Source organism: Puia sp. P3 (assembly GCF_050632245.1).
GTDB lineage: Bacteria > Bacteroidota > Bacteroidia > Chitinophagales > Chitinophagaceae > Puia.
Window position 1 is genome coordinate 3,964,235 of record NZ_CP192583.1, and the last position, 12,355, is coordinate 3,976,589.

A 12,355-nucleotide genomic window follows, 5' to 3' on the forward strand; every position below is an offset into this window, starting at 1 on the left:
GATTACATAGAATCCTATCTCCAGTGCTTAAAAGCGTTGATCAACCCGTTCGTGGACGAATCATGCGATTTGATCTCATCATTATTCTGCAGCTCCGGCAATATCTTTCCCGCCAGCTGCTTGCCCAGCTCAACTCCCCACTGGTCGAACGTAAAGATATCCCAGATCACCCCCTGGACAAAGATCTTGTGCTCGTACAGCGCGATTAGCTGGCCAAGCGTAAAAGGCGTGATCTCCTGATCAGGAACGAATTCGTCGGCCTGTTCCCGCTGAACAGCTTATACGGGATCAGCGAGGTCGGAACATTCTCCGCCTCCAGCTCCTGCGCCGTCTTCCCATTCATCAGCGCCTCGGGTCTGGGCGAAGAAATTGGACAACAGCTTGACGTGATGGTCCCCTATCGGGTTATGGCTGATAGCCGGAGCGATAAAATCGCAGGGGATCAGCACGGTTCCCTGGTGGATCAGCTGATAGAAAGCATGCTGCCCGTTAGTACCCGGCTCACCCCAGACCACCGGACCCGTAGACCAGCTGACGGGATTGCCGCTGCGGTCCACGCTTTTCCCGTTGCTCTCCATATTCCCCTGCTGGAAATACGCGGCAAACCGGTGCATGTACTGGTCATAAGGCAAAATGGCTTCCGTCTGCGTACCGAAGAAATTGGTATACCAAAGCCCGACCAGCGCCATCGTGACGGGGATATTCCTGTCAAAAGGCGTCGTCCGGAAATGGACGTCCGTGCTGTGAGCGCCTTTCAGCAGCAGCTCAAAATTTTCATACCCGATGGTAAGCACGATCGAAAGACCGATTGCGCTCCACAGGGAATAACGGCCGCCGACCCAGTCCCAGAACTCGAACATATTCGCCTTGTCGATACCGAATTTGACCACTTCCTTCTCGTTGGTGGACAACGCCACGAAATGCTTCGCAACCTGGCTCTCATCCTTCGCGGATTCAAGGAACCAGCTGCGCGCCGTATGGGCGTTGGTCATCGTTTCCTGCGTGGTAAAGGTCTTGGAAGCCACCAGGAAAAGGGTTTCTTCAGGCGTCACCTTCTTTAGCGTCTCGGCGATATGCGTTCCGTCCACATTGCTCACAAAATACGCCTGCATTCCGGCTACCCAGTAGGGCCGCAGGGCCTCCGTCACCATCACCGGACCGAGATCGCTGCCGCCAATGCCGATATTGACGATATATTTTATCTTCTTTCCCGTATATCCCTTCCATTCTCCGCTGTGGACCCGGCCGGCGAACGCCTTCATCTGCGCGAGAACCCGGAGCACCTCCGGCATTACATCCTTTCCATCGGTATACACCGGAGTCCCCGACAGATTTCTCAGCGCCGTATGCAGCACGCTGCGGTTTTCCGTCTGGTTGATCTTCTCGCCGGTGAACATGGCCTCGATCGCCTCCTTTACCTTGCTCTCCTCCGCCAGTTGGCGCAGCAGACCCAGTGTCTTGTCGGATACCAGATTCTTGGAATAGTCGAAGAGGATCTCATCCAGTTGCAGCGAATACCGCGAGAACCGCTGCGCATCAGCCGCGAAAAGGGAGCGCATATGAGTTCCCTTTATCTCGGTATTATAGTGGTCTTGTAGTTGTTGCCAGGCTTTCGTTTCTTTTGGAGCTACTTTCGGGAACATAAAAGGAATGATTTTGGTTATTGAATTGCGGCAAAAAATTAAACAAAAAAATCAATTTTTTGCCGCAACACCGTTAATAATTGTCCACTCGGCCAGGCCTCGTGGACGGGCTGGACCGTGTCCAGCCAAAGTTAACTAAAGACTTTTGACTATTGTTGAGACCGACGATTACTTCGACCACTTGTCGATGATATCGACAACTTTATCCGCCATTTCTGAGGATATATCCAAATGGGTTACGAACCGGATCTGATTGGCCGAGATCGGGATAGCCAGAACGCCCTGATCCTTCAGATACCCGACCATCTCCTTAGTACACATATCCGCCTCCGTCCGGAAGATGATAATATTCGTTTCCACCGGCATTACACTATGCACAAAATCTTTCTTCTCCAGCGCCTCCGCGATCCTCCGGGCATGCCGGTGATCCTCCGCCAGCCTGTCGATATTGTTCTCCAGCGCATAGATCCCGGCCGCAGCCATAAAACCCGCCTGCCGCATCCCGCCCCCGAATACCTTTCTCACCCTCCCGGCCTTACGGATAAATGCAGCAGGCCCGATCAGGATACTCCCGATCGGGCAACCCATCCCTTTGTTTAAGCACACCGAAATACTGTCAAAGACCGACCCGAATTCAGCCGCCGTCCTTCCCGTAGCGACCAGCGCATTGAATAGCCGCGCCCCATCCAGATGAAGCTTCAGCTGGTTGTCGGAACATACCTGCCGGATCTTCTTTATCTCCTCCATATCGTAACAGCTGCCCCCGCCCCTGTTGCAGGTGTTTTCCAGCGCTACCAGAGAAGTACGCGCCCGGTGTACGTCGTCTGGATTGATCGCCATAGAGACCTGTTCCGCCGTGATACGGCCATGATCACCCTCCAGCGCCCTCACCTGGGCCCCCGAATTAAAGGCGATCCCGCCGCCTTCATAAATATAGACATGGGCATTCTTTTCACAGATCACCTCATCCCCGGGTTGCGTATGGCATTTTATAGCGATTTGATTGGACATGGTGCCGCTGGGACAATAAAGCGCGGCCTCCATCCCAAATAGCCGGGCCGCCAGGGCCTCGAGACGGTTGACGGAAGGATCTTCCCCGAAGACATCGTCCCCCACCGGCGCCTTCATCATGGCGTCCAGCATGGCGGGAGTGGGGCGGGTAACAGTATCGGAACGAAGGTCTATCAACATAATCGGAAATTGAGCTCGCAATTTAAGCATAAGCCCCCTATTCCCCCTCACACATAAAAAAAGAGGCGCCCTGACAAGGGTGCCTCCATCGGCTACGGCAGGCAAATTTCCATCAAGCCGAAACTCCGGCCTAGGACATCGCCTCTTCCCTAACGTGGTTGCCTTTCTGCTTGGCGGCTTTGATCAGGTCGAGGACGCGCTCGCGAACGTCGCCCCTCATCCCTTCAGCCTCCTTCTCGAAAATCTCTTTCAGCTCATCCAGCTCGTCCAGCGTCATTCCCCTCAGCCTCCTGAGTTTTCGTTTAAAGGAATCTGCCGTATCGGCAATGCGCTGACGGGTTTCCGCTCCCTCGGCAGGAGCAACGAGAACACCAAGTGCTACCCCGGCTGCCAGTCCGGCCAGCGTACCGATGAGAATATTCTTTACACTCATGACAATAAATTTTAAGTGAAAAAATCGTTGATGTAATCTAACCAATTTCAAGAACAATGCCGGAAAACGTTAAAGGAATCCTCTCGCCCAAAAGCTCCACCCAACCGCCATCCTGGGAAAATTCCTCTACAAAAGACCGTTCCCTCCGTCCTTAAATTCTCCACCGGGTTCACCTTCGCAGCCCGACAGGGAACAGATCCAGACAGACAATCACCACCGTTATGACCATAGATACATTAAACAATGCCGTCCGCCGGTCATATCTCAAACAACGATATGGTCATATAAAAAACAATCCCAATTGCCGGACAGGAGATATTCACAAGACTGTACAGCCGTTAATATAACTCCTTATGAATCAAACACTAGCCCCGTTATTTGCTCCTATAAACCGCGCGCTTACGATACAGCCGATGTCCGGTCGCGGCACACCAAAATGTCAAAACAAAGCCAAACACAGTGAATATCTGGCAGTTGCGACTCACCATTTTTTCGTAAATTTGCGCCCTATGACACAAGAACAGATTAAGTCTATGAGGGATCGCGTAGTCGTCCTGAGGAGGTTTCTTTGACGTCGACAACCGTCAATATAAGATCAATGAAGAAAAACAGCTGTCGCTGAGTCCCGGTTTCTGGGACGACAACAAAAGGGCGACAGAAATTCTCAAAAACATCAAGCTCAATGAGTACTGGGTCAAACTCTACGAATCTGTAGAGTCCGCCGTCGAGGACTTTGCCGTACTCTTCGACTTCTGGAAGGCCGGCGAAGCCTCCGAAGAGGAGACCCGCGAAGCCTACGAAAAAGCCCTCGGCCAGATCGAAGAAACGGAGTTCAAGAGTACCCTCAACCAGCCCGAAGACGAACTGCCCGCCGTTATGCAGATCAACTCCGGCGCCGGCGGTACCGAAAGCCAGGACTGGGCCGAAATGCTCCTCCGCATGTACCGCATGTACGGGGAAAAACAGGGCTGGTCCGTTACCGAACTCGACCTTCAGGACGGGGAAGGCGCCGGTATCAAAAGCGCCACGATCCAGTTCGACGGTCCGTTCTCCTACGGATTCCTGAAAGCAGAGAGCGGCGTTCACCGGCTGGTGCGCATCTCTCCCTTCGATTCCAACGCCCGCCGGCATACCTCCTTTGCCTCGGTATTCGTCTACCCCTGGTCGACGACAGCATCGAGATCGAAGTGAGCCCCGCCGATCTGGAATGGGAATTCTACCGCAGCGGTGGCAAGGGAGGACAGAACGTCAATAAGGTCGAGACCGCAGTCCGCCTCAAGCACATCCCCAGCGGCATCATCGTCGAATGCCAGCAGGCACGTACGCAGGGGGAGAATCGGGAAAAAGCCCTGAAAATGCTGAAAAGCCGGCTCTACGAAGAAGAGCTGAGAAAACGCGAAGAACTCAAGAACGCTACCAACTCGACCAAAAAGAAGATCGAATGGGGCTCCCAGATCCGGTCCTATGTCTTCCATCCGTATAAAATGATCAAGGACCACCGGACCGACTATGAAGTAGGCAACGTACAGCCCGTCATGGACGGCGAACTGGACGGCTTTATCAAGGCATATTTAATGAGCGAAAAAGAAACAACATAAACAATGAGTCTAGGATACTTCAACTACCCGGCGCCCGCCAACGAGCCGGTACTGAACTACGGCCCCGGCAGCAAAGAAAAAACGACGCTCAAGGCCGCGCTGAAAGAACTGAAAAGCGTTACCCACGATATCCCCATGTTCATCGGGGATAAAGAGGTCCGCACAGGCAAAAAGATAGCGCTCCGCCCGCCCCATGAAATAGCCCACACGCTTGGCCATTTCCACGAAGGCGACGAGACGCACGTACAACAGGCCATCGAAGCCGCACTAAAGGCCAAAGCGTCATGGGCCTCCCTTAGCTGGGAGAACCGCGCCGCCATCTTCCTGAAAGCAGCCGATCTCATCGCCACGAAATACCGGGCGTACATGAATGGCACCACGATGCTTGGCCAGAGCAAGAACGCCTACCAGGCCGAGATCGACAGCGCCTGCGAGATCATAGATTTTCTGCGCTGGAACGTCCATTTTCTCTCAGAGATCTACCGCCAGCAGCCCGTCAGCAGCCCAGGCGTCCACAACCGCCTCGAATACCGCCCGCTGGAGGGCTTTGTACTGGCCATCACGCCCTTCAACTTCACGGCCATCGGCGGCAACCTCCCGCTTCCGCGGCGCTCTGCGGCAATACGGTGATTTGGAAACCCGCCTATACCCAGGTCTTCTCCGCACAGATGTTTATGCGGATCCTGAAAGAAGCCGGCCTGCCCGACGGCGTCATCAACCTCATCTACGTCGACGGCCCCGTACTGGGAAAAATTTGTTTCAGTCACAAAGACTTCGCCGGGATACACTTCACCGGTAGCACCGCCGCCTTCAATCATATCTATAAGACCATCGGCGAGAACATCAGCAACTATCGCACGTACCCCCGCATCGTCGGTGAAACGGGGAGTAAGGATTTTGTCCTCGCCCACGAAAGCGCCGACCCCGACGTCGTCGCTACCGCCCTGCTCCGCGGCGCCTTTGAATACCAGGGACAAAAATGCTCAGCCGCCTCAAGGGCTTATATCCCCGCGAATCTGGCGGATACGGTCAAAACAAAACTCAGGGAAGGCGTAAAGAGCTTTAAAATGGGCTCCGTCGAAGACTTCTCCAATTTCATCAACGCCGTCATCGACGAAAGAAGCTTTACCAAGATCCAGTCCTATATCGACAAGGCTAAGCAGGACCCCAAAGCAGAGATCATCGCCGGAGGCAACTGCGACAAGACAAAGGGGTATTTTATCGAACCCACCATCATCGAAGCGAAGGATCCCAAATTCGTCACCATGTGCGAAGAGATCTTCGGGCCCGTGCTGACCATCTACGTATACCAGCCCGCCGAATTCGAAAAGACACTCGAACTGATCGACACGACCTCGCCCTACGCCCTCACCGGGTCTATCATCTCCCGGGACAGACAGGCCGTTGAACTGGCGACCGACAAACTCCGCAACGCGGCAGGCAATTTCTATATCAACGACAAACCCACAGGAGCCGTAGTTGGCCAGCAACCCTTCGGCGGTGCCCGGGCGTCCGGCACCAACGACAAGGCAGGCTCCATCCTGAACCTCTACCGATGGCTCAGCGCCCGGACAATAAAAGAAACATACGTTCCGCCAACAGACTACAGATATCCCTTCCTCGCGGAAGAATAAGAGAGTCCCGGCAAAGGCCGGGATTTTTTTATCCCCGGTTTTGTGTCGTTTGTCCATCCCGGTTAGCACACGAAACGCTTAACGTATTAAACAATTAACTTTGACCCAACTATTTGAAAATCACATATTGAATACCTCATTTGCGTACTTTTTTGGCACCCGCACAATAAAAATCCTGCACTTTCGTAGGGTACGATGTTTGCATATGCCTATTATATTTGCGGGCGAATTGTAACATTCAATCTACACAGTATGAAAAAGTTAGCACTGGTATTCCTGGCCGGCATTTCCTTCGCATCGGCAAAAGCACAATTTCAGTTTGGCGCCAAAGGCGGCCTCAACTTCGCTACGGTCTCCGGCTCTGACGCCGGCGATGTAAGCACCCGCGTCAATATCAACCTGGGCGTATACGCAAGACTCCCGCTGGCAGAAAAGGTCAGCCTCCAGCCCGAACTCGTCTACTCGAATCAGGGCGCCGGTTTCGACAAAGGCTCTATCGCCCTTAACTACCTGAACATTCCCATCCTCCTGCGATACTACGCAGGCTCCGGCTTCGCCATCTTCACGGGTCCGCAGGTTGGCTTCCTCCTCGGAGCACACTACAAATACAATGGTAACAGCCTAAACGCAAAAGATTCTTACAACTCCGGTGACTTCGCGTGGGCCGTCGGTCTCGCATATAAGATCCCGTCTACCAAACTCGGCATCGACGCACGCTACAACTTCGGCATCGCGAACGTCGAAGACAGAGCCCATACAGGTATGACTGGCTCGGTCCGCAACGACGTGTTCCAGCTCGGTGTAACATATACACTATTCAGCACCGGTAGATAATTTTTTCAGCGCAATCACGTTCTAGCAAAAATTACCACTCCGTGGTATTGTATAAACCCTAACAGGCGCATAGTTTTGCGCGCATTATCTCACAAAATCTCTTTTATGAAAAAACTTGCTATCGTCCTCACTGTTTTCGGCGCTTCAGTATTCACGACACAGGTTAAAGCTCAATCGAAAACCTCTTCCGGCGATTTCCATTTTGCCGCTGGCCTCGACCTTGGTCTGCCCGTTGGTGATGCTCACAACATCAGCAGCTTCGTTCTGGGAGGCCGGATCCAGGGCGAGTATAACTTCAACGAGAACGTCACCGGCGTTGGTTCTATCGCCTATGACCACTATTTCGGCAAAGACCTCGGCGGCATCAAATTCAACTACGGCGCCGTTCCCATTATGGTCGGCCCCCGCTTCTATCCCAGCGAGAATTTTTTCGTCGGCGCACAGGTCGGCGTTGGCTTCCTCACCGGCGACGCCAGCGGTAGCGGCTTTGCTTACGCTCCCCAGGTAGGCTACAACGCAGACAACTTCCAGGCTATCCTCGCTTATAACGCGATCAGCAAGAGCGGTACGATCGCCAACATCGGCCTGACCTTCCTCTACAAATTCGGCGGCGGTAAATAACCACCACCCCAACAATAAAAAAAATACGGCCTAACCGCCGTATTTTTTTTATCTATTTTTAGCACATGAAGACGATCCTGAACGAACAGCAGCTCGAGATCACGATACAGCGCCTCACCCACCAGTTGCTGGAGAACCACCTCAACCTGGAAAATACGGTCATCATCGGCATCCAGCCTCGGGGCATCTATTTTTCAGACCGCATCATCCAACAACTCAAGACCCAGGTAAACCCTTCCAGTATCCGCTACGGCAAGCTCGACATCACCTTCTACCGCGACGACGTACGCACCGGCCTGCACGAACTCAACCAGACGGATATACCCTTTTCCATCGAAAACAGCGAGGTCATCCTCGTTGACGACGTCCTCTGGACCGGCAGGACCATCCGCGCCGCCCTCGACGCCCTCCTCGACTTCGGCCGTCCCGCCAAGGTAGAGCTCTGCGTCCTCATCGACCGCCGGTTTAGCCGCCAACTGCCCATCCAGGCCGACTACATCGGCAAATCCATCGACTCCATCATTACCCAGAAGGTAAAAGTATACTGGAAAGAAAAAGACGGTAAGGACGAAGTCACTTTATTATAAAAAATACCCTAATTTCGCGTTCTAATGCAACTGAGTACCAAACATCTTCTAGGCATTAGAGATCTCCAACCGGGTGATATCCAACTCATTTTAGATACAGCCACACAGTTTAAGGAAGTTTTGCAGCGCCCCATCAAAAAGGTGCCTACGCTAAGGGACGTAACCATCGTCAACCTCTTCTACGAGAACTCCACAAGGACCCGCATCTCCTTCGAACTGGCCGAAAAAAGGCTTTCCGCAGACACGATCAACTTCACCGCCTCCGGCTCTTCCGCCGCAAAAGGAGAAACCCTGCTGGACACGGTCAATAATATCCTTTCAATGAAAGCTGGACATGGTGGTCATGCGGCACAGCGCCAGCGGAGCCCCCAGCTTCCTGTCCAAACACATCCCCGCCGCCATCGTCAACGCCGGCGACGGGATCAACGAACACCCGACCCAGGCCCTGCTCGACGCTTTCTCCATCCGCGAGAAGCTCGGCGGACTCACAGGGAAAAAGGTCGCCATCATCGGCGACATCATGCACAGCCGCGTAGCCCTGAGCAATATCTATCTCCTGAAGAAAATGGGCGCAGAAGTGACCGCTGGCAGGCCCCCTACCCTGATCCCCGTGCACATCCGAGAAGCATTCGACGTACGGGTGGAATACAACCTGCGAAAGGCCCTCGAATGGTGTGACGTCGCCAACGTACTCCGCATCCAGCTCGAAAGGCAGAACCAGCCCCTCTTCTCCTCGCTGAGAGAATACAGCCCTGGCCTACGGCATCAACAGACGCCTCCTCGACAGCCTCGGCAAAGAGATCGTCATCATGCACCCCGGCCCGATCAACCGCGGTGTTGAACTGGACAGCGACGCCGCAGACAGCAAACAATCCATCATCCTGCATCAGGTGGAGAACGGGGTCGCCGTGCGGATGGCCGTGCTCTACCTCCTCGCCGGAGGCGCCAGCAGATCCGCGCAATAACCCAGAAGGCGCCCTCCGGGGCAAGGTCCTATAACCACTTTTATCAATAAAACAGGTTCTTGTCTTATGCAACGTATCGGCCTATTTCCCGGCACCTTCGACCCGATAACCATCGGCCACCAGGACATCATCGACCGCTCGCTACCCCTCTTTGACAAGCTGATCATCGGCATCGGACGCAACATGAACAAAGAACCCATGTTCTCCGAGGAACAGCGCATCCAATGGATCAGGGAGATCTACAAGGACAACCCCAAGGTCGACGCCGTCCTCTATGAAGGTCTTACGGTACGCTGCTGCCAGCAGGTCGGCGCCAACTTCATCCTACGCGGGATCCGCTACGTCAACGACTTCGAATACGAAAAGGCGATAGCCGACATGAACAGGAGCCTCGACCCAAACATAGAAACGATATTTCTGACCTGTCTCCCCCAGTATACCTCGGTAGCATCCACCCTCGTCCGGGACGTACTGAAGAACGGCGGCGACGTACTGCAATTCCTCCCCGACGTCGTAGCCCGTGCACTCAACCAGCACGGCCACACCAAAAAACAACGCTAATATGCCCATCTGGTTCAAACCCGACAACAACCCGCAGGACCTCAACCGCCTGGGAAAAAATACCATGGGGGAATACATCGGCATCGAGGTCACCGAGATCGGCGACAACTACCTGAAAGCAAAAATGCCCGTCGACGACCGCACCCGCCAGCCCTACGGCATCCTGCACGGCGGCGCTTCGGCGGCCCTTGCCGAAACACTCGGCAGCGTCGCATCGGCCCTGGTCATCGACCAGTCCCAGTTTCGACTGCGTCGGCCTCGAGATCAACGCCAATCACATTCGCGCCGTAAGAGAAGGAACTGTTTATGGAACCGTGATCCCCCTCCATATCGGCAGGACGACACACGTGTGGGATATAAAGATCTACGACGACCGCGAGAAACTCGTCTGCGTCAGCAGGCTCACCGTGGCCATCATCAGAAAGCAGCGGTAATGACATCCACGATCGACGGGAATGTATTCTTCAGCAGCTCTCCCATTCCATCATGCGTCACCCATCGCAGCTCGGTGATCTGCTCTTCCTGCTGCGGAACGGCCTTTTGCCCGTCCGCCGCCTTCATGCGATACCAGTACGATTCTTTCAGGATATGATGACCGCTTTCGTCATAGGTGTGATACGTAGTTAACAACGGCGACTCCAGCCGCACCTGATGCAGGCCCGTCTCTTCCTTCACCTCCCGGACCGCACACTGCTCCAGCGTCTCGCCCGGGTCCAGCTTCCCCTTCGGCAGGTCCCATTTCCCCCGCCGGAATATGAACAGATACTCCTCCCTGTCGTTGGCGACAAGCCCCCGCCCGCCTGTATGATCAGGAACTTCTTCCAGAAAGCCTTCTTCAGCGCCGCAACATCGCTATGTATAAAGATCCCCGCATGCACCTTCGCCTGACGCATCTCGTGGACCATGGCATTCACCGCATGAGGCGAAAACTCGTCGATCAGCACGGCATCGTCGTGATGGGCATATACGCTGATCTCATCCGTCATCCGGTCACAGAGAAAAAGGGGTTTATCGTTGAAGTAGATCTTGATATACATACCTCAAAAATACCTACTTTCGCACCATGGCTGAGAAAATTATTACTACGAATGAGGCCGCAGTGGCCGAAAAGCTCCTGCAGGTGCAGGCCATCCGTCTTAACGCAAAAGAACCCTTTACCTGGTCATCCGGCTGGAAAAGCCCCATCTACTGCGACAACCGCAAAGTCCTCTCCTTCCCCTATATACGGGACTTCATCAAGTCCGAACTGTGCAACGTCATCTTCGCCCAGTACCCCGAGGCAGGCCTGCTCGCAGGCGTAGCCACCGCCGGTATCGCCTGGGGCGCCATGGCAGCCGACCAGCTCAAGCTGCCCTATGTCTACGTCCGCAGCAAACCCAAAGAACACGGCCTCGGCCAGCAGATCGAAGGATACTACCAGCAGGGCCAGCCCGTAGTCGTCATAGAGGACCTCATCTCCACCGGCAAGAGCTCCCTGCAGGTCGTCGACGTACTCCGCAGCGAAGGACTGGAAGTCATCGGCCTCGTGTCCATCTTCAACTACGGATTCGACGCCGCCCGCGAAGCTTTTGAAAAAGCCAAAGTCCCTTACGTGTCCCTCTCCAGCTACCCCACCCTTATCAGCCTGGCGGTTGAGAAAGGTCTGGTAAGCCCCGAAGAACAGCACGTCCTCCTGCAATGGAGCAGGGACCCGGCCAACTGGAAAGGCGTCTAACGTCCCGGCAAACCCGACAGCCTCCCGCGGCGGCCATCACCACCAGATCCTCCACCCGCGGCGCCCGGCTATCACCACCAGACCCGCCACGCCCGGCGGCCGGCCACACCCCCAACGGCCACCCACCGTTGGGAAACTCCCGCCCCGGATTTCCGATTTTTTTAATTAAATTGCCAAGGACAAAAATCATTTTCATATGAAAAAATTCAAATCCTTTTTTCCTGCTGATCGGCTTCGCAGGAGGCGCATTTGCCCAGACCAAACCCCAGCTGACAGCCGTCATCAAAACACCTACCGTTCAGTGTGAAGAATGCAAGGGCCGTATCGAAAAGTACATGTCCCACGAAGACGGCATCGTAAAGATCAACGTCGACTACAAGAAAAAGACCACTACCGTCACCTACCTGACCGACCGCACCAATATCGAGAATATCAAGGCGATGATCGCCAACGTAGGCTATGACGCCGACGACGTGACCGCCGAACCCGACGCTTACAAAAGGCTCCCCATCTGCTGCAAAAAGCCCGAAGACGGCGGCGGCAAAAAGAACTAAACAACTAAAGACAGCATAAA

Annotated in this window: 16 protein-coding genes and 4 pseudogenes; 14 read left to right on the forward strand and 6 right to left on the reverse strand. The window is 54.3% G+C overall.

Features of this window, described 5'->3' with window-relative positions; all coding sequences use genetic code 11:
• Window positions 1-14: 14 nt before the first annotated feature.
• The 4 genes and pseudogenes from ACQ86N_RS24525 to ACQ86N_RS24540 all read right to left on the reverse strand — a co-directional run bounded on the left by ACQ86N_RS24525 (window position 15) and on the right by ACQ86N_RS24540 (window position 3,267).
• A pseudogene (locus ACQ86N_RS24525) lies at window positions 15-343 on the reverse strand (hypothetical protein).
• Window positions 279-1,643 (reverse strand): glucose-6-phosphate isomerase, encoded by a 1,365-nt coding sequence (pgi, locus tag ACQ86N_RS24530; protein WP_431209339.1) that lies wholly within the window; start codon window positions 1,641-1,643, stop codon window positions 279-281. Before pgi ends, ACQ86N_RS24525 begins: the two are co-directional and overlap by 65 nt.
• 168 nt (window positions 1,644-1,811) lie before the next feature.
• Window positions 1,812-2,834, reverse strand: a complete 1,023-nt coding sequence (ltaE, locus tag ACQ86N_RS24535) for a low-specificity L-threonine aldolase (protein WP_431209340.1) — start codon at window positions 2,832-2,834, stop codon at window positions 1,812-1,814.
• Between the two features lie 130 nt (window positions 2,835-2,964).
• Window positions 2,965-3,267: a YtxH domain-containing protein gene (locus ACQ86N_RS24540; protein ID WP_431209341.1), complete on the reverse strand. Its 303-nt coding sequence runs from the start codon at window positions 3,265-3,267 to the stop codon at window positions 2,965-2,967.
• 509 nt (window positions 3,268-3,776) lie between these two features.
• Between ACQ86N_RS24540 and prfB the strand changes: the two are divergent.
• From prfB to ACQ86N_RS24600, 12 genes and pseudogenes are all read left to right on the forward strand, one after another.
• Window positions 3,777-4,865: pseudogene (gene prfB, locus ACQ86N_RS24545) on the forward strand (peptide chain release factor 2).
• A gap of 3 nt (window positions 4,866-4,868) precedes the next feature.
• A complete protein-coding gene (locus ACQ86N_RS24550; protein ID WP_431209342.1) occupies window positions 4,869-5,495 on the forward strand; it encodes an aldehyde dehydrogenase family protein in 627 nt (208 codons plus the stop codon).
• Window positions 5,492-6,499 carry an aldehyde dehydrogenase family protein gene (locus tag ACQ86N_RS24555; RefSeq protein ID WP_431209343.1) on the forward strand — a complete coding sequence of 336 codons (1,008 nt, stop codon included), beginning with the start codon at window positions 5,492-5,494 and terminating at the stop codon, window positions 6,497-6,499. Before ACQ86N_RS24550 ends, ACQ86N_RS24555 begins: the two co-directional genes overlap by 4 nt.
• A gap of 252 nt (window positions 6,500-6,751) precedes the next feature.
• Window positions 6,752-7,333 carry a porin family protein gene (locus ACQ86N_RS24560; protein ID WP_431209344.1) on the forward strand — a complete coding sequence of 194 codons (582 nt, stop codon included), beginning with the start codon at window positions 6,752-6,754 and terminating at the stop codon, window positions 7,331-7,333.
• Window positions 7,334-7,438: 105 nt separating this feature from the next.
• Window positions 7,439-7,954, forward strand: coding sequence for a hypothetical protein (locus ACQ86N_RS24565; RefSeq protein WP_431209345.1), 516 nt, complete (start codon window positions 7,439-7,441; stop codon window positions 7,952-7,954).
• A 65-nt stretch (window positions 7,955-8,019) separates the two neighbouring features.
• Complete coding sequence (pyrR, locus tag ACQ86N_RS24570; protein ID WP_431209346.1) at window positions 8,020-8,541, forward strand: bifunctional pyr operon transcriptional regulator/uracil phosphoribosyltransferase PyrR; 522 nt, start codon at window positions 8,020-8,022, stop codon at window positions 8,539-8,541.
• 24 nt (window positions 8,542-8,565) lie between these two features.
• A pseudogene (locus ACQ86N_RS24575) lies at window positions 8,566-8,808 on the forward strand (aspartate carbamoyltransferase catalytic subunit); the annotation flags it as partial.
• A 76-nt stretch (window positions 8,809-8,884) separates the two neighbouring features.
• The gene (locus ACQ86N_RS24580) at window positions 8,885-9,382 is read left to right on the forward strand and encodes a hypothetical protein (RefSeq protein WP_431209347.1); all 498 of its coding nucleotides are present in this window, start codon (window positions 8,885-8,887) and stop codon (window positions 9,380-9,382) included.
• Window positions 9,351-9,506, forward strand: a complete 156-nt coding sequence (locus ACQ86N_RS24585; RefSeq protein WP_431209348.1) for a hypothetical protein — start codon at window positions 9,351-9,353, stop codon at window positions 9,504-9,506. Before ACQ86N_RS24580 ends, ACQ86N_RS24585 begins: the two co-directional genes overlap by 32 nt.
• Window positions 9,507-9,572: 66 nt before the next feature.
• Entirely contained in the window at window positions 9,573-10,067 is a 495-nt protein-coding gene (gene coaD, locus ACQ86N_RS24590) for a pantetheine-phosphate adenylyltransferase (RefSeq protein WP_431209349.1), read from the forward strand.
• 124 nt (window positions 10,068-10,191) lie between these two features.
• Window positions 10,192-10,248, forward strand: a pseudogene (locus ACQ86N_RS24595) (esterase); the annotation flags it as partial.
• A 7-nt stretch (window positions 10,249-10,255) separates the two neighbouring features.
• Window positions 10,256-10,501: a hotdog fold thioesterase gene (locus tag ACQ86N_RS24600; RefSeq protein ID WP_431209350.1), complete on the forward strand. Its 246-nt coding sequence runs from the start codon at window positions 10,256-10,258 to the stop codon at window positions 10,499-10,501.
• Here the strand turns inward: ACQ86N_RS24600 and ACQ86N_RS24605 are convergent.
• Both ACQ86N_RS24605 and ACQ86N_RS24610 read right to left on the reverse strand, forming a co-directional pair.
• Window positions 10,485-10,829: an NUDIX hydrolase gene (locus ACQ86N_RS24605; RefSeq protein WP_431217582.1), complete on the reverse strand. Its 345-nt coding sequence runs from the start codon at window positions 10,827-10,829 to the stop codon at window positions 10,485-10,487. The genes ACQ86N_RS24600 and ACQ86N_RS24605 overlap by 17 nt on opposite strands.
• On the reverse strand, window positions 10,739-11,104 hold the full coding sequence (locus ACQ86N_RS24610) for a hypothetical protein (RefSeq protein ID WP_431209351.1): 366 nt from the start codon (window positions 11,102-11,104) through the stop codon (window positions 10,739-10,741). Before ACQ86N_RS24610 ends, ACQ86N_RS24605 begins: the two co-directional genes overlap by 91 nt.
• A 26-nt stretch (window positions 11,105-11,130) precedes the next feature.
• Here ACQ86N_RS24610 and pyrE point away from each other — a divergent pair, with 26 nt between their 5' ends.
• Both pyrE and ACQ86N_RS24620 read left to right on the forward strand, forming a co-directional pair.
• Window positions 11,131-11,781 carry an orotate phosphoribosyltransferase gene (pyrE, locus tag ACQ86N_RS24615; protein ID WP_431209352.1) on the forward strand — a complete coding sequence of 217 codons (651 nt, stop codon included), beginning with the start codon at window positions 11,131-11,133 and terminating at the stop codon, window positions 11,779-11,781.
• Between the two features lie 281 nt (window positions 11,782-12,062).
• Complete coding sequence (locus ACQ86N_RS24620) at window positions 12,063-12,335, forward strand: heavy-metal-associated domain-containing protein (protein WP_431217583.1); 273 nt, start codon at window positions 12,063-12,065, stop codon at window positions 12,333-12,335.
• Window positions 12,336-12,355 lie beyond the last annotated feature (20 nt).

What these genes read in the sequence shown, in the direction of transcription:
- pgi (WP_431209339.1), bottom strand. Translation starts at nt 1,643, where the DNA reads ATGTTCCCGAAAGTAGCTCCAAAAGAAACGAAAGCCTGGCAACAACTA.
- ltaE (WP_431209340.1), bottom strand. Translation starts at nt 2,834, where the DNA reads ATGTTGATAGACCTTCGTTCCGATACTGTTACCCGCCCCACTCCCGCC.
- ACQ86N_RS24540 (WP_431209341.1), bottom strand. Translation starts at nt 3,267, where the DNA reads ATGAGTGTAAAGAATATTCTCATCGGTACGCTGGCCGGACTGGCAGCC.
- ACQ86N_RS24550 (WP_431209342.1), top strand. Translation starts at nt 4,869, where the DNA reads ATGAGTCTAGGATACTTCAACTACCCGGCGCCCGCCAACGAGCCGGTA.
- ACQ86N_RS24560 (WP_431209344.1), top strand. Translation starts at nt 6,752, where the DNA reads ATGAAAAAGTTAGCACTGGTATTCCTGGCCGGCATTTCCTTCGCATCG.
- ACQ86N_RS24565 (WP_431209345.1), top strand. Translation starts at nt 7,439, where the DNA reads ATGAAAAAACTTGCTATCGTCCTCACTGTTTTCGGCGCTTCAGTATTC.
- pyrR (WP_431209346.1), top strand. Translation starts at nt 8,020, where the DNA reads ATGAAGACGATCCTGAACGAACAGCAGCTCGAGATCACGATACAGCGC.
- ACQ86N_RS24580 (WP_431209347.1), top strand. Translation starts at nt 8,885, where the DNA reads ATGCGGCACAGCGCCAGCGGAGCCCCCAGCTTCCTGTCCAAACACATC.
- ACQ86N_RS24585 (WP_431209348.1), top strand. Translation starts at nt 9,351, where the DNA reads ATGCACCCCGGCCCGATCAACCGCGGTGTTGAACTGGACAGCGACGCC.
- coaD (WP_431209349.1), top strand. Translation starts at nt 9,573, where the DNA reads ATGCAACGTATCGGCCTATTTCCCGGCACCTTCGACCCGATAACCATC.
- ACQ86N_RS24610 (WP_431209351.1), bottom strand. Translation starts at nt 11,104, where the DNA reads ATGTATATCAAGATCTACTTCAACGATAAACCCCTTTTTCTCTGTGAC.
- pyrE (WP_431209352.1), top strand. Translation starts at nt 11,131, where the DNA reads ATGGCTGAGAAAATTATTACTACGAATGAGGCCGCAGTGGCCGAAAAG.